Raw genomic sequence first — 17,021 nt, 5'->3', positions numbered from 1 at the left:
CCCTGAAAAGGTAAGGGCCGCCCGTGATGCGAGCGGCCCTCTGCTGCTTCGTTATTTTTTGCCTGCCCTGCTCAACTCGGTGAGCTGATTTGCGGGGAGGGTATGGCTGGATGACGCAAAGGTCAAGTAGTGGCTTTCCGAAAGTTGCCACGGATTTCGAAGCAACTCTTCGGTGCAAATCACTCCACCCCGACCATCGTCTCCTCGGCCAGCCAATCGACCACTTGGGCCAGGGCCTCCCAGCCGGTGGCGCCCTGCTCCAGCGCCTCGCGGTAGATGGCCACCTGCCGGTGTGCGCTGGTGCCGCGGCGGATGATGTCGCGGGCGTTGGCGACCTCCGCCACGCAATCGAATCGCTCCGCGTCCTCGCGGGTCAGCTCGATCAGCTCCTCCATCAGGTCGGCGTAGGGAACGATGGTGCCGCGCCCGAAATCGACTAGCCCTTCGTCGAGGCCGTAGCGCTGGGCGCGCCAGCGGTTCTCGCCGATCAGCAGGTTCTTGTAAGGCCGCCACGTCACGTTCTTCAGCCGCAACCGCCACAGCATGCGCAAGAGGCAGCGGAACAGAGCCGCCACCGTCACCGCGTCGTCGAGGCGAGTGCAGACGTCGGTGATCCGCATCTCCAGCGTCGGGAAGCGCTGGGACGGGCGGATGTCCCACCACAGCTTGCTCGCGTCCTCGATGATGCCAGCGTTGACCAGGACGTTCACCTGCTGCTGGTACTCGCCGAAGCTCTGGAAGCTGTCGGGCATGCCGGTGCGCGGCAGTTCGTTCCACACCGCCAGCCGGTAGGATTTCCGCTGCATGTCCTGCCCCCGCCAGAAGGGCGAGGAGGTGGACAGCGCCAGCAGATGCGGCAGGAAATAGCGGACCTGATTCATCAGGTCGATGCGCAGGTCGTGGTCCTCGATCCCGACATGGACGTGCATGCCGCAGATCATCAGCCGGCGCGCCGGAGCCCCCAGGTCTCGGGCCAGCATGTTGTAGCGGTCGCGGTTGGTGTGCTTCTGCGGTTCCCACGCGGCGAAGGGATGGGTGGAGGCCGCGATGGGCGCCAGATTGTGGGCGCGCGCTACCCCGGACACCGTCGCGCGCAGCCGTGCCAGTTCCGCCCGCGCCTCCTTTAGGCTGGCGCAGACCGGCGTGCCGACCTCGATCTGGCAGCGCAGGAATTCCGGATGGATCTGGCCCGGCGCCTGCTCCTGGCAGGCCTCCAGCATCTCGTCCGGCGGGTTGCGCGCGATGTCCCGCGAGCTGCGGTCCACCAGCAGATACTCTTCCTCAAGCCCCAGCGTGAAGGCTGGCTCCATGTACGCTCACTCCCGCGGGAACAGTTTGATCTCGTAGAGGCCGGGGTCGGCCAGGATCGGCTCCAGCGCGTCGCCCAGCACCGTTGCCCACAGCGCCGCCCCCTCTGGCGTCGCGATCAGGTCCTGGCGCACCTCGATCAGGACGTTGGGCAGCCCGGCGGGCGTCGCGTGGCTTTCCACCGTGCCGCCCAGGGTGGTCCGGCCCGAATAGGGCTCGTTGTCGCCGACGCACCAGCGCCCGTCGGCGCGCAGCCGCGCGATCATGGGGATCGGGATGCGCGGGTCGTGGTCCCACAGGATGCCGACATGCCAGGGCCGGGCGACGCCGCGCATCGCGGGCGTGAAGCTGTGGATCGACAGCAGCACCGGCACCTGCCCGCGCTCGCGCCGCCGGGCAACCTCGGCAGCGACGGCCTCGTGATAGGGCCGGAAGATGGCGTCGATCCGGCGCTCCTCCTCGGCCCGGTCCAGAGCCCGATTGCCGGGGATCACCACGTCGTCGCTGACCACCGGGATCGCCGTCGGGTCGTCCAGCGCGCGGTTCGGGTCGATCACCAGCCGGGAATAGCCGGACAGCACTGCCGTGGCGCCGAACCGCTCCGACAGCCGCCGCGTCACCTCCGCTGCGCCGATGTCATAGGCGATGTGCCGGCACAGATTCGTCTCGTCCAGTCCCAGCGTTCCCAGAGCCTTCGGAATGGCCCGCGAAGCGTGGTCGCACAGCAGCAGGACCGGGCTGTCCGACTCCGGACGCAGCACGGTGACCGGCGGCGGATCGTCGGGACCCAGCAACGGTGGGGCCGGCGCGGCGCGGGGCGGCGACGGCAGGGTCACCGGTCGCGGGTGTTCGGCGGGCTTGCAGGGGGATCGCTGCGTCATGATGGCACAGTATTGCAGGGTCTCGGTCGCAGCGGAAGTTCCCGCCGGCTGGTACCCAAGGCAACGGTCCGGCGGCAAGGATGATCCCGACGGAGCGGCAATGTCCCACAATCCGGGGCTTCCGCAGATGAGCCATGCGGCGGGCGCCCGTGGCGCCTAGGGGGTGCGTCCGTTATAACGGACGCCATGCCGGACGCCAGCACCCTCGCCCCCACCGCGCGCGCCGACTCGGCGCAGCGGATCGCGCTGATTGCCCTTCTGACCGGGGCGCTGGGAATCGCCTTCGCCCCGATCTTCGTGCGCCTGTCCGAACTGGGGCCGAGCGCCACCGCCTTCTGGCGGCTCGCCTTTGCCATCCCGGCCCTGTGGGTCTGGATGGCGGTGGAACCGAAGGGAGGCGCACGGTCGCGCAAGCCTTCGTCGCGGTCCGACTACGCGCGGCTGACCGCGGCGGGCCTGTTCTTCGCCGGGGACCTCGCCATCTGGCACTGGTCGATCCGCTACACCTCCGTCGCCAACTCCACGCTGCTCGCCAACTTCGCGCCGATCTTCGTGACGCTGGTGTCCTGGCTGGTGTTCAAGGAGCGGTTCAGCCGGACCTTCCTGATGGGACTCGGTCTGGCGCTGTGCGGGGCCGTCGTTCTGATGGGGCAAAGCCTGAAGCTGAGCCCGGACCATTTGTTCGGCGACGCCCTCGGGCTGCTGACCGCGGTTTTCTACGGCGGCTACATCCTGGCGGTGGGCCGGCTGCGGGCGGAGTTCTCCACAGCCACCATCATGACCTGGAGCGGAGTCGTCACCGGCCTCGCCCTGCTGCCCATCGCCCTGCTGTCTGGCGAGAGCCTGTTCGCCGGATCGCTTGATGGCTGGGCGGTGCTGCTGGGGCTCGCCCTGGTCAGCCATGCCGGCGGCCAGAGCCTGATCGCCTACGCGCTGGCTCACCTGCCCGCTGCTTTCTCCTCCGTCAGCCTGCTGCTCCAGCCGGCGGCGGCGGCGGTGCTGGCTTGGGCGCTGCTCGCCGAGCCGCTTGGCGCTCTCCAGGCGGCGGGCGGCGCCGTTGTGTTGGCCGGCATCCTGATGGCCCGCCGCGGGAGCCGATGAAACGCCGCCGATGACGCGGACCATACGCCGCCGTCCGGATGCGAGTTGACGTGATTTGCCCGACTCGGGTACGACCTATGACCGATTGCTGATGAAAGGGCATGCCACCGTGTCCGACACCGAAGAACCCCACCACGTACCGGCCTCCTCCCAGCGCATTTCCGAATGGGTGGCGGAGCGGATTCTCGAGCGGATCGCCCGTGGCGAACTCGTTCCGGGAGAGCGCCTGCCCGGCGAGCGCCAGCTTGCTGAGCAGCTCCACGTCAGCCGGGTGTCGGTGCGCGCGGCCCTGCAGAAGCTGAAGACGCAGGGCTTCCTGACCGCGGTGCAAGGCGGCGGCACGCGCGTGGTGTCCTCCGCGGGCGCCATGGACGGCGCACTGACCGAGATGGTCCGCGTGAAGCACGCCAACCTCTGCGACCTCGTGGAGATCCGGCAGGCCCTGGAAAGCTGGGCGGCCCGGCGCGCCACCGAACGCGCGACCCAGGAGCAGATCGACCACATCGGACGAGTCCTCGCCGCGATGGGCGAGACGGGCCGCGACGGCAAGCAGGCCGCCGACGACATGGACTTCCACCTCGCCGTCGCCCAGGCGGCCGGGAGCCCGGTCTACCTGCATCTGCTGGCGACCATCCGCGACATCCTTGGCCAGATGATGGAGTACCATCACACCGAGCCCTTCGCGCTGGGCCGCGAGGCGCTGATGATCGACCATCACCGCGCCATCTACGACGCCATCCGGCGCCGTGATGCCGATGCCGCCGCCGTTGCGGCCACCGACCACCTCGGCTGGGTGCTCGACCGCTACAACGATCTGAGCCGGAAGGCGGAAGACCTGTCCCGCCCCGACACCGACGCCGCTCCGTAAAGAGCGGCGGCACCTCCGTGGAGGACCGCCCTCCCCGCCTCATCGTCACGGCATAGAAAAAGCCGCAAAGGTCCGAAGATCCTCGCGGCTTTTTCTATGCAGTCGATCAGGACAATCCCGGTCAGGCGGCCAGGATGCCCTCGATCTGTTTCGTCACGTCGTCGATCTCGGCCATGCCGTCCACCGTCTTCAGAACGCCACGGCTCTGATAATAGGGCAGGATCGGCGCGGTCTGCTCGTGATACTGGGCGAGGCGGGTCTTCACCGTGTCGGCGTTGTCGTCGGCCCGGCGCTTGAACTCCGTGCTGCCGCAGACATCGCAGACGCCCTCGACCTTCGGCTTCTCGAAGACGTCGTGATAGCCCTTGCCGCACTTGGCGCAGGTGTAACGACCGGTGATGCGCTCCACCAGGATGTCGTCCACGACCTTCATCTCGATCACGTGATCGAGCTTCAGGCCCTTGTCCGACAGCATGGTGTCCAGCGCCTCGGCCTGGGCGACCGTGCGCGGGAAACCATCGAGGATGAAGCCGTTGGCCACATCCGGCTTGGAAATGCGCTCAGCGATGATTTTGACCATCAGCTCGTCCGGCATCAATTTGCCGGCGGACATGATGTCCTTCGCCTGCTGCCCAAGCGGACCACCCTCGGCGACCATCGCGCGGAGCATATCGCCCGTGGAAAGCTGGACGAGCCCGCGCGTGTCTTCGAGACGCCGCGCCTGGGTCCCCTTCCCGGCGCCCGGCGGTCCGAGCAGAATGAGATTCATTACTTTCTCCCCCGAAGCTTCGCTTTTTTAATCAGCCCCTCATACTGGTGGGCCAGCAGATGGGAATGAATCTGCGCAACCGTGTCCATCGTTACCGTGACCACGATCAGCAGGCTGGTGCCGCCAAAATAGAACGGAACCGAATGCTGGGAAATCAGGATTTCGGGGAGGAGACAAACCGCCACAAGGTAGGCCGAACCGATCACCGTCAACCGGGTCAGCACGTAGTCGATGTAGTCCGCGGTGTTCTTGCCCGGACGGATGCCGGGAATGAAGCCGCCATACTTACGCAGGTTCTCGGCCGTGTCCGCGGGGTTAAAGACGATGGCCGTATAGAAGAAGCAGAAGAAGATGATCAGCGCCGAATACAGGATCATGTAAAGCGGCGTGCCGTGCGCCAGATAGCGCGTGACCGTCTGCAGCCACTCCGGCCCCTCGCCGCCGGCGAAGCCGACCGCGGTCAGCGGCAGCAGCAGCAGCGACGACGCGAAGATCGGCGGAATGACGCCCGAGGTGTTCAGCTTCAGCGGCAGGTGCGACGCTTCGCCGCCGAACACACGGTTGCCCATCTGTCGCTTCGGATACTGGATCAGCAGCCGGCGCTGCGCACGCTCCATGAACACGATGAAGAACACGACGCCCACCGCCATCAGCAGCAGGAAGACGATGAACAGCGTGGACAGCGCGCCGGTGCGGCCCAGCTCCAGCGTGCTGACAAGAGCGCGCGGCAGCTCGGCGACGATGCCGGCGAAGATGATGAGGGAGATGCCGTTGCCGATGCCGCGGGCGGTGATCTGCTCGCCCAGCCACATCAGGAACATCGTGCCGCCGACCAGCGTGATGACCGTAGCGATCTTGAAGAACAGCCCTGGTTCCGGAACCGCGGCGCCGGATGCGCCGGTCATCGCCTCGAGCCCCACCGCCAAGCCCCAGGCCTGCACGGTCGCCAGGAGGACGGTGCCGTAGCGGGTGTACTGGTTAAGCTTCTTGCGGCCCGACTCGCCTTCCTTCTTCAGCGCTTCCATCTGCGGCGATACCGCGGTCAGAAGCTGCACGATGATGGAGGCCGAAATGTACGGCATGATGTTGAGCGCGAAGATCGTCATGCGGTGCAGCGCGCCGCCGGCCAGCATGTCGAACATGCCCAGGATGCCCCCGCCCTGCTGCCGGAAAATATCGGCGAGGATCTGCGGGTTGACGCCCGGAATCGGGATGTAGGTGCCCAGGCGGTAGATGATCAAGGCACCAAGGGTGAACCAGATCCGCTTCTTCAGCTCGGTCGCCTTGGAGAAGGCCCCGAAATTAATGTTCGCGGCAAGCTGCTCGGCCGCTGATGCCATGGGTCGTATCCCTGTCCCTAATGCACGAACGGGGCGGTCCTGCAGGATGCAGGCCGCCCCTCGCAACTTCGCTTCATTTAGTGCCGGAAGAGGCCCGCGCGCAAGCGCGGGCTTCCGATCACTCGGCGGCTTCGGCGGCGGACGCGGTCAGCGTGACGCTGCCACCCGCCTTCTCGACCGCTTCCACAGCCGACTTGGAGGCGCCGGCCACGGTGAAGCTGGCCTTCGTCGTCAGGGCGCCCTTGCCCAGAAGACGGACGCCATCCTTCTTCACCTTGCCGGTGACGCCCGCCGCTTCCAGGGCCACCGCGTCGATGGTCTGGCTGGCGTCGAGCTTGCCGGCGTCGATGAACTTCTGGACCAGGCCCAGGTTCACGACCGAGTATTCCTTCGCGAAGATGTTGCGGAAACCGCGCTTCGGAAGGCGGCGGTGAAGGGGCATCTGGCCGCCTTCAAAGCCGTTGATGGCCACGCCGGTGCGCGAGGTCTGACCCTTGACGCCACGGCCGCCGGTCTTGCCCTTGCCCGAACCGATACCGCGGCCGACGCGCATGCGCTCCTTACGGGCACCGGGGTTGTCCCGGAGATCGTTCAGCTTCGTCATGGGTTCAGCCCTCGTTCTCGACGCGGACCAGGTGCGCGACCTTGGCGATCATGCCCCGCACGGCCGGAGTGTCCTCCAGTTCGCGGGTCCGGTGCAGCTTGTTGAGACCCAGACCGACCAGCGTTTCACGCTGGTCGTGCTTGCGGCCGATCGGGCTGCCGGTCTGGGTGACGATGACGGTCTTCTTCTCGGCCATGATCAAGCCTCCTGCGCACCGGCAGCGCCGGTTTCACGCTTGCCGAGGATGTCGCTCACGCGACGGCCGCGACGGGCGGCGACGCTGCGCGGGCTGGAAACCTGCGACAGCGCGTCGAAGGTCGCCTTGATCATGTTGTGCGGGTTCGAGGTGCCGATGGACTTCGTCACCACGTCCTGCACACCCAGCGCCTCGAAGATCGCGCGCATCGGACCGCCGGCGATGATGCCGGTACCGGCCGGGGCGGTGCGCAGCACGACCTTGCCGGCACCGAAGTGACCGTTGGAGTCATGGTGCAGCGTGCGGCCTTCGCGCAGCGGAACGCGGATCATACCGCGCTTCGCCTGGTCGGTGGCCTTGCGGATCGCCTCCGGCACTTCACGGGCCTTGCCCGATCCGACGCCGACGCGGCCCTTGCCGTCACCGACCACCACCAGGGCGGCGAAGCCGAAGCGACGGCCACCCTTCACAACCTTGGCGACGCGGTTGATCCCGACGAGCTTTTCGATCAGCTCGCTCTCTTCCCGGTCGCGATCGCGCGGCTGCCGATCACGGTCGCTCCGCTCGCCTCTTTCACGTGCCATTTCGGAGCCTCCTTAGAACGACAGCCCGCCCTCGCGGGCGGCGTCAGCCAGGGCCTTGACCCGGCCGTGGTAAATGTAGCCACCACGGTCGAACACGACCTCGGTGACGCCCGCCGCCTTGGCGCGCTCGGCGATGAGCGCACCGATCTTCTGGGCGGCTTCGACGTTCCCACCGTGCTTGAGCTGCTCGCGCAGCTCCTTTTCCACGGACGAGGCCGAGGCGACCGTGCGGCCGTTCTCGTCGTCGATGATCTGGGCGTAGATGTGCAGATTGGACCGGAAAACCGAGAGGCGAGCCCGCCCGCCGGCCTTCTTGGCAATCTGCGCGCGCACGCGCTGCTTGCGGCGCTCGTGGAGTTGCTTTGGCTTGAGCATGGCGGACCTTACTTCTTCTTGCCTTCCTTACGGATCAGCGTCTCGGTCTCGTACTTGATGCCCTTGCCCTTATAGGGCTCCGGCTTCTTCCAACCGCGGATCTCCGCGGCGACTTGACCGACCTTCTGCTTGTCGAAGCCCGACACCGAGATCGCGGTGGGCTTGTCACACTTGATGGTGATGCCCTCCGGGATCGGGTACTTGACGTCGTGCGAGTAGCCGAGCTGCATGACCAGCTCCTTGCCCTGCACGGCGGCACGGTAACCGACGCCGTTGATCTCGAGGTTGATGGTGAAGCCCTGGTTGACGCCCGTGACCATGTTGTTGATCAGGGTGCGCGAGGTTGCCCACATGACGCGGGCGCGCTTGCTGTCGTTCGCCGGGGCCACCACGACCTTGCCGTCTTCCAGCTTGGCCGTGATGTCGTCGATGAGGGTCAGGCTGAGCGAACCCAGCTTGCCCTTGGCCGACACCTGCTGGCCGTTGACGGAGACGTCAACACCAGCCGGAACCGGCACGGGATGCTTTCCAATGCGCGACATCGAAGGGTCCCCCTTAGAACACGCGGCAGAGGACTTCACCGCCGACGTTGGCGGCGCGGGCCTCATTGTCCGACATCACGCCGCGCGGCGTGGAGAGGATCGCGATGCCGAGGCCGTTGAAGACGCGGGGCAGATCGGTGATCTTCGAATAAACGCGGCGGCCGGGCTTCGACACGCGGGCGATCTGCTTAATCACAGGCTCGCCTTCGTGATACTTCAGCTCGATCTTCAGGTTCTTGATGCCGGGGCGCAGCTCCTCCTCAGAGTAGCCGCGGATGTAACCCTCGCGCTTGAGAACCTCAAGCACGTTGCTGCGCAGCTTCGACGCCGGGCTCTGCACAACAGACATACGGGCGTGCTGACCGTTGCGAATGCGGGTCAGCATATCGCCGAGCGGATCGCTCAAAGACATTCTCCGACCCTCCTTACCAGCTCGACTTCACCATCCCCGGGATCTGGCCAGTCGAGGCCAGTTCACGGAGGGTGACGCGGGACAGCTTAAACTTGCGATAGAACGCCCGCGGACGGCCGGTCATTTCGCAGCGGTTGCGGATGCGCACCTTCGACGAGTTGCGCGGCATTTCGGCCAGCTTGAGGCGGGCGGCGAACTGCTCTTCCGGCGGGAGGGAGCGATCGGAGGCGATGGCCTTCAGGCGGGCACGCTTGTTGGCGAACTGCTTCACCAGCTTGGTGCGACGCTTGTTCTTCTCGATGGCACTGGTCTTAGCCATGGGGTCGTGCTCCAGCCAATCAGGCCACAAACGGCATGTCGAAGGCCTTCAGGAGAGCCTTGGCTTCCTTGTCGGTCTTCGCCGAGGTGACGAAAATGATGTCCATGCCGCGGATCTGATCGATCTTGTCGTAGTCGATCTCCGGGAAAATGATCTGCTCCTTGACGCCCATGGCATAGTTGCCACGGCCGTCGAAGCTGTTGCCGGGGATGCCGCGGAAGTCGCGGACACGCGGCAACGCGATCGTGACCAGGCGATCCAGGAACTCGTACATCCGCTCACGACGGAGCGTGACCTTGCACCCGATCGCCATGCCCTCACGCAGCTTGAACTGCGCGATCGACTTGCGGGACTTCGTGACGATCGGCTTCTGGCCGCTGATCGCCGTCAGTTCGCTCACCGCATTCTGGATCTTCTTGGAGTCGCCGACAGCTTCGCCGACACCCATGTTGATGACGATCTTCTCGATCCGCGGAACTTCCATGTCGTTCGCGTAGCCGAACTCAGCCTTGAGCGCGGCGCGGATCTTGGAGTCGTACACTTCCTTCAAACGTGCAGCCATTGGTCCGGTCCTCACACGTCGATGACTTCGCCGGACCGCTTGGCGACACGCACCTTGCGGCCATCCTCAAGGACCTTGAAACCGACGCGGGTCGGCTTGCCGTCCTTGGGGTCGACATGAGCAACGTTCGAGACGTTGATGGGCGCCTCGAACTCAACGATGCCGCCCTGCGAGGTGGCGCTCGGACGCTGGTGCTTCTTCACCACGTTCACGCCCTGCACGACGACACGGTTTTCCGCCGGGATGACCTTCAGGACCTCACCGGTCTTACCCTTGTCCTTACCGGCAAGGATGACGACCTTGTCCTTGGTCTTGATCTTCGCGGCCATCACAGCACCTCCGGCGCCAGCGAGATGATCTTCATGAACTTCTTACCGCGAAGCTCACGAGTGACCGGCCCGAAGATACGCGTGCCGATCGGCTCGCCCTGCTTGTTGATCAGCACGGCGGCATTGCGGTCGAAACGGATCGCGGACCCGTCCTCCCGGCGCAGTTCCTTCGCGGTGCGGACGATGACGGCGCGATGCACGTCGCCCTTCTTGACGCGACCCTTCGGAATGGCTTCCTTGACCGAGACGACGATCACGTCGCCGACGGTGGCCACCTTCCGCTTGGACCCGCCAAGCACCTTGATGCACTGCACCCGGCGCGCCCCGCTATTGTCGGCGACTTCCAGGTTGGTTTGCATCTGGATCATGGTTTGTACCCTTCCGTTTACGCGGCGCCGCTGACGGCGGCGGACTCGAGCACGACCGTCCAGCGCTTGCGCTTGGAGATCGGGCGGCATTCGATGATCGAAACGGTATCGCCGACCTTGAACTGGTTGCCCTCGTCGTGGGCGGCGTACTTCTTCGACTGACGAATGAACTTCTTGTACACGGGGTGCATGACGCGGCGCTCGACCAGGACGATAACCGTCTTGTCGCCCTTGTCGCTGACCACCGTGCCCTGCAGAACGCGGCGAGGCATAGGTAGCCCTCCTTACTTGCCGGCTTCGGCCGAGCGCGAACGCTCACCGAGGATCGTCTTGATGCGCGCGATGTCGCGACGCACCACTCGCACCCGCGCGGTGTTCTCCAGCTGGCCGGAGGCCCGCTGGAAACGCAGGTTGAACTGTTCCTTTTTGAGCTGGAGGAGCTGATCGTTCAGCTCCTCGGTGCTCTTCGCACGAACGTCGACGGACTTCATGCCGCCACCTCCTCACCGCCGCCGAGGCGGGTCACCAGCTTGGTCTTGATCGGCAGCTTGGCGGCCGCCAGGGCGAACGCCTGCTTTGCCACATCCGCGGGCACGCCGTCCAGCTCAAACAGGATGCGGCCGGGATGAACGCGGGCCGCCCAGTACTCGGGCGTGCCCTTACCGGAACCCATGCGGACTTCGGCGGGCTTGGTGGAGACCGGCAGGTCCGGGAACACGCGGATCCACACGCGGCCCTGACGCTTCATGGCGCGGGTGATCGCGCGGCGGGCCGCCTCGATCTGGCGGGCCGTGATGCGCTCCGGCTCCAGGGCCTTGAGGCCGAAGGAGCCGAAGTTCAGCTGGGTGCCGCCCTTCGCGTTGCCGTGGATGCGGCCCTTGTGGGCCTTGCGGTACTTGGTACGCTTCGGAGAAAGCATCGCTCGTGCCCCTTACTAGCGGTCAGCCCGCTCGGAGCGGTCACGGTCGCCGCGACCACGGCCCCCACGCTCCTCACGGTCACCACGCTCGCGACGCTCGCGCCGCGGCTCGCCATCGGTCGACACCGGCTCGGTGCCCATGCGCTTGTCCTGCGCCATCGGGTCATGCGCCATGATCTCGCCCTTGAAGACCCACACCTTGACACCGCAGGTGCCGTAGGTGGTCTTCGCGGTCGCGGTGCCGTAGTCGATGTCCGCACGCAGGGTGTGCAGCGGAACGCGGCCCTCGCGGTACCACTCCAGGCGGGCGATCTCGGCGCCGCCGAGACGACCGGAGCAGTTGATCCGGATGCCCTGGGCGCCCAGACGCATGGCCGACTGGACCGCGCGCTTCATGGCGCGGCGGAAGGCGACGCGGCGCTCGAGCTGGTTGGAGATGTTCTCGGCGATGAGCTTGGCATCGATCTCCGGCTTGCGGATCTCGATGATGTTCAGGCTCACCTCGCCGCCGGCCATCTTCGACAGCTCGGTGCGCAGCTTCTCGATGTCCGCGCCCTTCTTGCCGATCACCACGCCCGGACGGGCCGAGTGGATGGTGACGCGGGCCTTCTTGGCCGGACGCTCGATGATGACGCGCGAGCAGCCGGCCTGCTGCAGGCGACCCTGCAGATAGCCGCGCAGCTTCAGGTCCTGGTGCAGCAGGTTGGCGTAGTCGCGCTTGGCGAACCAACGGCTGTCCCAGGTCCGGTTGATGCCGAGGCGCAGCCCGATCGGATTGACTTTCTGACCCATCTTACTCGGCCCCTTCGGCAGCGGCGGCGTCGCGCTCACGCACGATGATCGTCAGGTTGGAGAACAGCTTCTCGACCCGCGCGCCGCGCCCACGGGCACGGGCGTGGAAGCGCTTCATCACCAGGGCGCGGCCGACCGTCGCCGAGGAGACGTACAGGCGGTCCACATCGAGCTGATGGTTGTTCTCGGCGTTGGCGATCGCGGCCTGGAGGACCTTCTTCACCTCGCCGGCGATGCGGCGCTTGGAGAAGGTCAGCTCGGCCACGGCGCTGCTGGCATCCTTGTTCCGGATGAGCTGGGCGACGAGGTTCAGCTTGCGCGGGCTGGTGCGGATCATCGGATTGGAGGCGATGGCCTCGTTCTCCGCGATACGGCTGGGGTTGGAGGGCTTGCCCATGGCTTACTTCCTCTTCGCCTTCTTGTCCGCCGCGTGCCCGTAGAAGGTGCGCGTCGGAGCGAACTCACCGAACTTGTGGCCGATCATGTTCTCGGTCACCAGAACCGGCAGGAACTTGTGGCCATTGTACACGCCGAACGTGAGACCCACGAACTGCGGCAGGATCGTCGAGCGACGCGACCAGATCTTGATGATCTCGTTGCGGCCCGAGGCCCGCGACTTGTCCGCCTTCTTGAGCAGGTAGCCGTCGACGAACGGGCCCTTCCAAACGGAGCGTGCCATCGTCCGCCCTCCTTACTTCGAATGACGGCGGCGCAGGATCAGGCCATCCGTCTTCTTGTTGTGACGAGTCTTCTTGCCCTTGGTCGGCTTGCCCCACGGCGTAACCGGATGACGGCCACCCGAGGTGCGGCCTTCACCACCACCGTGCGGGTGGTCGATCGGGTTCATGGCGACACCACGGACGGACGGACGGATGCCCAGCCAACGGCTGCGACCGGCCTTGCCCTTGTTGGTGTTCATGTTGTCCGGGTTCGACACGGCACCCAAGGTGGCCATGCAGTCACCGCGGACCACGCGAAGCTCGCCCGAGGGCAGCTTCAGCTGGGCGTAGCCACCGTCGCGGCCGACCAGCTGCAGGTAGGTGCCGGCCGAACGGGCCAGCTGACCACCCTTGCCGGGCTTCAGCTCAACGTTGTGCAGCACCGAACCGACCGGGATGTTCTTCAGCGGCATGGCGTTGCCGGGCTTCACATCCACCTTCTCGCCGGCGATCACCGTGTCGCCCACCTTCAGGCGCTGCGGCGCCAGAATGTAGGACATGGTGCCGTCCTCATACTTGATGAGGGCGATGAAGGCCGTGCGGTTCGGATCGTACTCCAGGCGCTCGACGACCGCCGGGACGTTGAACTTGCGGCGCTTGAAGTCCACCAGACGGTAGACGCGCTTGTGACCGCCACCCATCCGGCGCGCGGTGATGCGGCCGGTGTTGTTGCGGCCGCCGGACTTGGTCAGGCCCTCGGTGAGGGTCTTGACCGGCTTGCCCTTCCACAGCTCCGAGCGGTCGACGATGACCAGCTGGCGGAGCGACGGCGTAATTGGGCGATATTGCTTCAGAGCCATCGGATCACACTCCCGCTCAGATGCCCGTGGTCACGTCGATCTTGTTCCCCTCGGCGAGGGTCACGACGGCCTTCTTGAAGTCCGAGCGACGGCCGATGGTCCCGCGGAAGCGCTTGGTCTTGCCCTTGGTAACCAGGGTGTTGACCGCCGTCACCTTCACGTTGAACAGCCCCTCGACAGCCGACTTGATCTCCGGCTTGGTCGCCGACAGCGGCACGCGGAACGTCACCTGATTGTGCTCCGACGCCATCGTCGACTTCTCGGTGATCACCGGAGCCAGGATGAGGTCGTACATCCGCTCCTGGCTCACCGCAGGTTTCGACTGCTTGCTCATTTCAGGCGAGCCTCCAGCTGCTCGACCGCGTTGCGGGTCAGGACCAGCGTATCGCGGCGAAGAATGTCGTAGACGTTGGCGCCCTGCTCCGGCAGCACGTCGATCAGCGGGATGTTGCGCGAGGCCCGAGCGAAGTTCTCGTTCAGGTTGGCGCCATCGATGATCAGAGCCGAGGTCAGGCCGAGCGAAGCGAGACGGACAGCCAGTTCCTTGGTCTTGTGGCTCTCGGCCGAAGCGGCGTCGAGGACCAGGAGCTTGCCTTCCGCGGCCTTGGTGGACAGCGCGGTCTTCAGGGCCAGCTTGCGGACCTTCTTGGTCAGGTCGTGCTCGTGCGAGCGGACAACCGGGCCGAAGATGGTCGCGCCGCCACGGAACTGGGCGGAGCGCATGGAGCCCTGACGGGCGCGGCCGGTGCCCTTCTGGCGGTACGGCTTCTTGCCGGTGCCGGAGATCTCGCTGACCGTCTTGGTCTTGTGGTTGCCGGCGCGGCGCTTGGCCAGCTGCCAGTTGACCATGCGGGCCAGGATGTCCGTGCGGGACGGAAGGCCGAAGATCTCGTCAGCCAGCTCGATCTCGCCGACGGTCTCGTTGTTCAGGTTCTTAATGGTCGCCTTCATGGCCATCACTCCTGCGGCTCGGCGGCGGCTTCAGCGGCCGGCGCAGCCTTGATCCCGGCGGGGAACGGCAGACCTTCCGGAGCCTTCTTCTTCACCGCGTCGCGGATGCGGAGCCAAGCCCCCTCGGCGCCGGGAACGGCACCCTTGAGGAAGATCAGACCGCGGTCCTCATCGACCGACACGACCTTCAGGTTCAGAACCGTGACCTTCTCGTCGCCGAGATGACCGGCCATCTTCTTGTTCTTGAAGACCTTGCCGGGGTCCTGGCGGTTACCCGTCGAACCGTGCGAGCGGTGCGACACCGACACGCCGTGCGTCGCGCGCAGACCACCGAAGTTCCAGCGCTTCATCGCACCGGCAAAGCCCTTGCCGATGGAAGTGCCGGTGACGTCGACGAACTGGCCCGGGAGGAAATGCGCAGCCGAGAGCTCGGCGCCGACCTCGATCAGCGCGTCGGCATCGACGCGGAACTCGACCAGCTTGCGCTTGGGCTCGACGCGCGCCTTGGCGAAATGCCCGCGCTGCGGCTTCGTGACGTTCTTCACCTTGATGGCGCCTGCGCCGAGCTGGACGGCGGTGTAGCCATCCTTGTCCTCGGTGCGGACGGCGACGACCTGGCAGCTGTCGACTTTCAGCACAGTCACCGGCACGTGCTGCCCGTCGTCCGTGAAGACGCGGGTCATGCCGACTTTCTGCGCGATCAAACCGGATCGCATTGTTCTTTATCTCCTGACCAGGGACATCCTCAGAGGGAGAGGTCCCTCAACAGCAACGAATTAGAGCTTGATCTCGACGTCCACACCGGCAGCGAGGTCGAGCTTCATCAGCGCGTCCACCGTCTGCGGCGTCGGATCGACGATGTCGAGCAGACGCTTGTGGGTGCGGATTTCGAACTGCTCGCGCGACTTCTTGTCGACGTGCGGCGAGCGGTTCACCGTAAACTTCTCGATCTGCGTCGGCAGCGGGATCGGGCCCCGCACCCGAGCACCGGTCCGCTTGGCGGTGTTGACGATCTCGCTGGTCGACTGGTCGAGCACGCGATGATCGAACGCCTTCAAGCGGATGCGGATGTTCTGGCTGTCCATGTCCAAACGTCCCTTGCACCTCGTTTCGATGACGCGACTGCGCCATCGGCACCCCAAAATCTGTCCCCCGGGGACCCGCGGCGGCAGGCGAACCTGCGCCGGCTCACCGAAGCGGTGGGCGGCGGTTCGTCTGTCCGATCTGACGGCCGATACGAAAAAGAACATCCCCCGCATCGCAATGCGGGTGGATGTTCCTGGCAGCAACCGGTGCAAGTGGAGCTTGCGGTGCCGTTCGTGATCGGGCTGCGTCTAGGCCGGACGTGCCTACTACCAACCCAAATTCCAGAGGGCGTAACGTGTATGCCCTAGGCGCCCCGGTGTCAACCCACATTTTCCCCCGTGTGACAGGAGGGTGACGGGATCGGCCCGGTTCGGCGCGTCACGCCGCATTTTCGCGGATCGGCCATGCAAAAGGGGGCCGACCCGCAGGCCGGCCCCCCTTCACAAAACGCGATCTTACTTGATGATCGAGGCGACGACGCCGGCGCCGACGGTGCGGCCACCCTCGCGGATGGCGAAGCGCAGGCCCTCGTCCATGGCGATCGGAGCGATCAGCTCGACTTCCATGGAGATGTTGTCGCCCGGCATCACCATCTCGGTGCCTTCCGGCAGCTTCACCATGCCCGTCACGTCGGTCGTGCGGAAATAGAACTGCGGACGGTAATTGGTGAAGAACGGCGTGTGACGGCCACCCTCTTCCTTCGTCAGGATGTAGGCCTCGGCCTTGAAGGTGGTGTGCGGCGTGATGCTGCCCGGCTTGGCCAGAACCTGGCCGCGCTCGACGTCCTCACGCTTCGTGCCGCGCAGCAGCGCGCCGATGTTGTCGCCAGCCTCACCCGAGTCGAGCAGCTTGCGGAACATCTCCACGCCGGTCACGGTGGTCTTGACCGTGGTCTTCAGACCGACGATCTCGACTTCCTCGCCGACCTTGACGATGCCGCGCTCGACGCGGCCGGTCACCACCGTGCCGCGGCCCGAGATCGAGAACACGTCTTCGATGGGCATCAGGAACGGACGGTCCTTCGGACGCTCCGGCTGCGGGATGTACTGGTCGACCTCGGCCATCAGCTTGAGGATCGCGTCACGGCCGATCTCCGGCGAACGGTCCTCCAGCGCGCACAGCGCCGAGCCCTTGACGATCGGAATGTCGTCGCCCGGGAACTGGTAGGAGGACAGCAGCTCGCGCACCTCCATCTC

Annotated in this window: 28 protein-coding genes; 2 read left to right on the top strand and 26 right to left on the bottom strand. The window is 65.7% G+C overall.

Annotated elements, in window-relative coordinates; all coding sequences use genetic code 11:
• Positions 1 to 179: 179 nt before the first annotated feature.
• Entirely contained in the window at positions 180 to 1,310 is a 1,131-nt protein-coding gene (locus tag Q4I23_RS05145; RefSeq protein WP_498525493.1) for a carboxylate-amine ligase, read from the bottom strand.
• Between the two features lie 6 nt (positions 1,311 to 1,316).
• Positions 1,317 to 2,189 (bottom strand): N-formylglutamate amidohydrolase, encoded by an 873-nt coding sequence (locus Q4I23_RS05140; RefSeq protein ID WP_498525492.1) that lies wholly within the window; start codon positions 2,187 to 2,189, stop codon positions 1,317 to 1,319.
• A 186-nt stretch (positions 2,190 to 2,375) separates the two neighbouring features.
• Here Q4I23_RS05140 and Q4I23_RS05135 point away from each other — a divergent pair, with 186 nt between their 5' ends.
• Both Q4I23_RS05135 and Q4I23_RS05130 read left to right on the top strand, forming a co-directional pair.
• Positions 2,376 to 3,290 (top strand): DMT family transporter, encoded by a 915-nt coding sequence (locus tag Q4I23_RS05135; RefSeq protein ID WP_498525491.1) that lies wholly within the window; start codon positions 2,376 to 2,378, stop codon positions 3,288 to 3,290.
• Positions 3,291 to 3,399: 109 nt separating this feature from the next.
• Positions 3,400 to 4,158: a FadR/GntR family transcriptional regulator gene (locus Q4I23_RS05130; RefSeq protein ID WP_103041394.1), complete on the top strand. Its 759-nt coding sequence runs from the start codon at positions 3,400 to 3,402 to the stop codon at positions 4,156 to 4,158.
• Between the two features lie 121 nt (positions 4,159 to 4,279).
• Here Q4I23_RS05130 and Q4I23_RS05125 read toward each other — a convergent pair whose 3' ends face one another.
• The 24 genes from Q4I23_RS05125 to Q4I23_RS05010 all read right to left on the bottom strand — a co-directional run.
• The gene (locus Q4I23_RS05125; RefSeq protein WP_014241019.1) at positions 4,280 to 4,927 is read right to left on the bottom strand and encodes an adenylate kinase; all 648 of its coding nucleotides are present in this window, start codon (positions 4,925 to 4,927) and stop codon (positions 4,280 to 4,282) included.
• On the bottom strand, positions 4,927 to 6,267 hold the full coding sequence (gene secY, locus Q4I23_RS05120) for a preprotein translocase subunit SecY (RefSeq protein ID WP_014241020.1): 1,341 nt from the start codon (positions 6,265 to 6,267) through the stop codon (positions 4,927 to 4,929). The genes Q4I23_RS05125 and secY overlap by 1 nt, the downstream gene beginning before the upstream one ends.
• A gap of 118 nt (positions 6,268 to 6,385) precedes the next feature.
• The gene (rplO, locus tag Q4I23_RS05115) at positions 6,386 to 6,871 is read right to left on the bottom strand and encodes a 50S ribosomal protein L15 (protein WP_149467682.1); all 486 of its coding nucleotides are present in this window, start codon (positions 6,869 to 6,871) and stop codon (positions 6,386 to 6,388) included.
• A gap of 4 nt (positions 6,872 to 6,875) precedes the next feature.
• Positions 6,876 to 7,067 (bottom strand): 50S ribosomal protein L30, encoded by a 192-nt coding sequence (rpmD, locus tag Q4I23_RS05110; RefSeq protein ID WP_014241022.1) that lies wholly within the window; start codon positions 7,065 to 7,067, stop codon positions 6,876 to 6,878.
• A gap of 2 nt (positions 7,068 to 7,069) precedes the next feature.
• Positions 7,070 to 7,651 carry a 30S ribosomal protein S5 gene (gene rpsE / locus Q4I23_RS05105; protein ID WP_035675037.1) on the bottom strand — a complete coding sequence of 194 codons (582 nt, stop codon included), beginning with the start codon at positions 7,649 to 7,651 and terminating at the stop codon, positions 7,070 to 7,072.
• Positions 7,652 to 7,663: 12 nt separating this feature from the next.
• The gene (gene rplR / locus Q4I23_RS05100) at positions 7,664 to 8,026 is read right to left on the bottom strand and encodes a 50S ribosomal protein L18 (RefSeq protein ID WP_014241024.1); all 363 of its coding nucleotides are present in this window, start codon (positions 8,024 to 8,026) and stop codon (positions 7,664 to 7,666) included.
• An 8-nt stretch (positions 8,027 to 8,034) separates the two neighbouring features.
• The gene (gene rplF, locus Q4I23_RS05095) at positions 8,035 to 8,568 is read right to left on the bottom strand and encodes a 50S ribosomal protein L6 (RefSeq protein ID WP_014241025.1); all 534 of its coding nucleotides are present in this window, start codon (positions 8,566 to 8,568) and stop codon (positions 8,035 to 8,037) included.
• Between the two features lie 13 nt (positions 8,569 to 8,581).
• On the bottom strand, positions 8,582 to 8,980 hold the full coding sequence (gene rpsH / locus Q4I23_RS05090) for a 30S ribosomal protein S8 (protein WP_035675041.1): 399 nt from the start codon (positions 8,978 to 8,980) through the stop codon (positions 8,582 to 8,584).
• Positions 8,981 to 8,993: 13 nt separating this feature from the next.
• On the bottom strand, positions 8,994 to 9,299 hold the full coding sequence (rpsN, locus tag Q4I23_RS05085) for a 30S ribosomal protein S14 (RefSeq protein ID WP_014241026.1): 306 nt from the start codon (positions 9,297 to 9,299) through the stop codon (positions 8,994 to 8,996).
• 19 nt (positions 9,300 to 9,318) lie between these two features.
• Positions 9,319 to 9,861, bottom strand: coding sequence for a 50S ribosomal protein L5 (gene rplE, locus Q4I23_RS05080; RefSeq protein WP_035675042.1), 543 nt, complete (start codon positions 9,859 to 9,861; stop codon positions 9,319 to 9,321).
• A gap of 11 nt (positions 9,862 to 9,872) precedes the next feature.
• Positions 9,873 to 10,193, bottom strand: coding sequence for a 50S ribosomal protein L24 (gene rplX, locus Q4I23_RS05075; protein ID WP_088123921.1), 321 nt, complete (start codon positions 10,191 to 10,193; stop codon positions 9,873 to 9,875).
• A complete protein-coding gene (gene rplN, locus Q4I23_RS05070) occupies positions 10,190 to 10,558 on the bottom strand; it encodes a 50S ribosomal protein L14 (protein WP_012973215.1) in 369 nt (122 codons plus the stop codon). The genes rplX and rplN overlap by 4 nt, the downstream gene beginning before the upstream one ends.
• Positions 10,559 to 10,575: 17 nt before the next feature.
• On the bottom strand, positions 10,576 to 10,830 hold the full coding sequence (gene rpsQ, locus Q4I23_RS05065; RefSeq protein WP_014241029.1) for a 30S ribosomal protein S17: 255 nt from the start codon (positions 10,828 to 10,830) through the stop codon (positions 10,576 to 10,578).
• Positions 10,831 to 10,842: 12 nt separating this feature from the next.
• On the bottom strand, positions 10,843 to 11,049 hold the full coding sequence (rpmC, locus tag Q4I23_RS05060; protein WP_014241030.1) for a 50S ribosomal protein L29: 207 nt from the start codon (positions 11,047 to 11,049) through the stop codon (positions 10,843 to 10,845).
• On the bottom strand, positions 11,046 to 11,477 hold the full coding sequence (gene rplP / locus Q4I23_RS05055) for a 50S ribosomal protein L16 (protein WP_014241031.1): 432 nt from the start codon (positions 11,475 to 11,477) through the stop codon (positions 11,046 to 11,048). The genes rpmC and rplP overlap by 4 nt, the downstream gene beginning before the upstream one ends.
• A 15-nt stretch (positions 11,478 to 11,492) precedes the next feature.
• Positions 11,493 to 12,269 (bottom strand): 30S ribosomal protein S3, encoded by a 777-nt coding sequence (gene rpsC, locus Q4I23_RS05050; RefSeq protein ID WP_014241032.1) that lies wholly within the window; start codon positions 12,267 to 12,269, stop codon positions 11,493 to 11,495.
• A gap of 1 nt (position 12,270) precedes the next feature.
• The gene (rplV, locus tag Q4I23_RS05045; protein WP_014241033.1) at positions 12,271 to 12,666 is read right to left on the bottom strand and encodes a 50S ribosomal protein L22; all 396 of its coding nucleotides are present in this window, start codon (positions 12,664 to 12,666) and stop codon (positions 12,271 to 12,273) included.
• A 3-nt stretch (positions 12,667 to 12,669) separates the two neighbouring features.
• Positions 12,670 to 12,948, bottom strand: a complete 279-nt coding sequence (rpsS, locus tag Q4I23_RS05040; protein WP_014241034.1) for a 30S ribosomal protein S19 — start codon at positions 12,946 to 12,948, stop codon at positions 12,670 to 12,672.
• Positions 12,949 to 12,960: 12 nt separating this feature from the next.
• Entirely contained in the window at positions 12,961 to 13,788 is an 828-nt protein-coding gene (gene rplB, locus Q4I23_RS05035) for a 50S ribosomal protein L2 (RefSeq protein WP_237903167.1), read from the bottom strand.
• A 16-nt stretch (positions 13,789 to 13,804) separates the two neighbouring features.
• The gene (locus tag Q4I23_RS05030) at positions 13,805 to 14,122 is read right to left on the bottom strand and encodes a 50S ribosomal protein L23 (RefSeq protein ID WP_035675048.1); all 318 of its coding nucleotides are present in this window, start codon (positions 14,120 to 14,122) and stop codon (positions 13,805 to 13,807) included.
• Positions 14,119 to 14,739, bottom strand: coding sequence for a 50S ribosomal protein L4 (gene rplD, locus Q4I23_RS05025; protein WP_035675055.1), 621 nt, complete (start codon positions 14,737 to 14,739; stop codon positions 14,119 to 14,121). Before rplD ends, Q4I23_RS05030 begins: the two co-directional genes overlap by 4 nt.
• Before the next feature lie 5 nt (positions 14,740 to 14,744).
• Complete coding sequence (gene rplC / locus Q4I23_RS05020) at positions 14,745 to 15,455, bottom strand: 50S ribosomal protein L3 (protein ID WP_145626347.1); 711 nt, start codon at positions 15,453 to 15,455, stop codon at positions 14,745 to 14,747.
• Between the two features lie 60 nt (positions 15,456 to 15,515).
• Complete coding sequence (gene rpsJ, locus Q4I23_RS05015; RefSeq protein ID WP_014241039.1) at positions 15,516 to 15,824, bottom strand: 30S ribosomal protein S10; 309 nt, start codon at positions 15,822 to 15,824, stop codon at positions 15,516 to 15,518.
• A gap of 456 nt (positions 15,825 to 16,280) precedes the next feature.
• Positions 16,281 to 17,021: EF-Tu C-terminal domain-related protein (locus Q4I23_RS05010; protein WP_498525490.1), on the bottom strand; the 741-nt coding region annotated here is incomplete at its 5' end.

It is taken from the genome of Azospirillum sp. UFLA03-27 (genome assembly GCF_059803775.1).
This window is presented reverse-complemented; position numbering and strand designations above follow the sequence as displayed.

Excerpts from the sequence above, each read along its gene's own strand:
- rplC (WP_145626347.1), bottom strand. The coding sequence starts at position 15,455 with ATGCGATCCGGTTTGATCGCGCAGAAAGTCGGCATGACCCGCGTCTTC.
- rpsJ (WP_014241039.1), bottom strand. The coding sequence starts at position 15,824 with ATGGACAGCCAGAACATCCGCATCCGCTTGAAGGCGTTCGATCATCGC.
- rpsH (WP_035675041.1), bottom strand. The coding sequence starts at position 8,980 with ATGTCTTTGAGCGATCCGCTCGGCGATATGCTGACCCGCATTCGCAAC.
- rplR (WP_014241024.1), bottom strand. The coding sequence starts at position 8,026 with ATGCTCAAGCCAAAGCAACTCCACGAGCGCCGCAAGCAGCGCGTGCGC.
- Q4I23_RS05145 (WP_498525493.1), bottom strand. The coding sequence starts at position 1,310 with ATGGAGCCAGCCTTCACGCTGGGGCTTGAGGAAGAGTATCTGCTGGTG.
- rplD (WP_035675055.1), bottom strand. The coding sequence starts at position 14,739 with ATGAAGGCGACCATTAAGAACCTGAACAACGAGACCGTCGGCGAGATC.
- rpsQ (WP_014241029.1), bottom strand. The coding sequence starts at position 10,830 with ATGCCTCGCCGCGTTCTGCAGGGCACGGTGGTCAGCGACAAGGGCGAC.
- rplE (WP_035675042.1), bottom strand. The coding sequence starts at position 9,861 with ATGGCTGCACGTTTGAAGGAAGTGTACGACTCCAAGATCCGCGCCGCG.
- rplF (WP_014241025.1), bottom strand. The coding sequence starts at position 8,568 with ATGTCGCGCATTGGAAAGCATCCCGTGCCGGTTCCGGCTGGTGTTGAC.
- rplO (WP_149467682.1), bottom strand. The coding sequence starts at position 6,871 with ATGACGAAGCTGAACGATCTCCGGGACAACCCCGGTGCCCGTAAGGAG.
- Q4I23_RS05030 (WP_035675048.1), bottom strand. The coding sequence starts at position 14,122 with ATGAGCAAGCAGTCGAAACCTGCGGTGAGCCAGGAGCGGATGTACGAC.
- Q4I23_RS05135 (WP_498525491.1), top strand. The coding sequence starts at position 2,376 with ATGCCGGACGCCAGCACCCTCGCCCCCACCGCGCGCGCCGACTCGGCG.
- rpsS (WP_014241034.1), bottom strand. The coding sequence starts at position 12,948 with ATGGCACGCTCCGTTTGGAAGGGCCCGTTCGTCGACGGCTACCTGCTC.
- rpmC (WP_014241030.1), bottom strand. The coding sequence starts at position 11,049 with ATGAAGTCCGTCGACGTTCGTGCGAAGAGCACCGAGGAGCTGAACGAT.
- secY (WP_014241020.1), bottom strand. The coding sequence starts at position 6,267 with ATGGCATCAGCGGCCGAGCAGCTTGCCGCGAACATTAATTTCGGGGCC.
- rpsN (WP_014241026.1), bottom strand. The coding sequence starts at position 9,299 with ATGGCTAAGACCAGTGCCATCGAGAAGAACAAGCGTCGCACCAAGCTG.
- rplV (WP_014241033.1), bottom strand. The coding sequence starts at position 12,666 with ATGGGCAAGCCCTCCAACCCCAGCCGTATCGCGGAGAACGAGGCCATC.
- rplN (WP_012973215.1), bottom strand. The coding sequence starts at position 10,558 with ATGATCCAGATGCAAACCAACCTGGAAGTCGCCGACAATAGCGGGGCG.
- Q4I23_RS05140 (WP_498525492.1), bottom strand. The coding sequence starts at position 2,189 with ATGACGCAGCGATCCCCCTGCAAGCCCGCCGAACACCCGCGACCGGTG.
- Q4I23_RS05125 (WP_014241019.1), bottom strand. The coding sequence starts at position 4,927 with ATGAATCTCATTCTGCTCGGACCGCCGGGCGCCGGGAAGGGGACCCAG.
- rplP (WP_014241031.1), bottom strand. The coding sequence starts at position 11,477 with ATGCTTTCTCCGAAGCGTACCAAGTACCGCAAGGCCCACAAGGGCCGC.
- rpsC (WP_014241032.1), bottom strand. The coding sequence starts at position 12,269 with ATGGGTCAGAAAGTCAATCCGATCGGGCTGCGCCTCGGCATCAACCGG.
- rpmD (WP_014241022.1), bottom strand. The coding sequence starts at position 7,067 with ATGGCCGAGAAGAAGACCGTCATCGTCACCCAGACCGGCAGCCCGATC.
- rpsE (WP_035675037.1), bottom strand. The coding sequence starts at position 7,651 with ATGGCACGTGAAAGAGGCGAGCGGAGCGACCGTGATCGGCAGCCGCGC.
- rplB (WP_237903167.1), bottom strand. The coding sequence starts at position 13,788 with ATGGCTCTGAAGCAATATCGCCCAATTACGCCGTCGCTCCGCCAGCTG.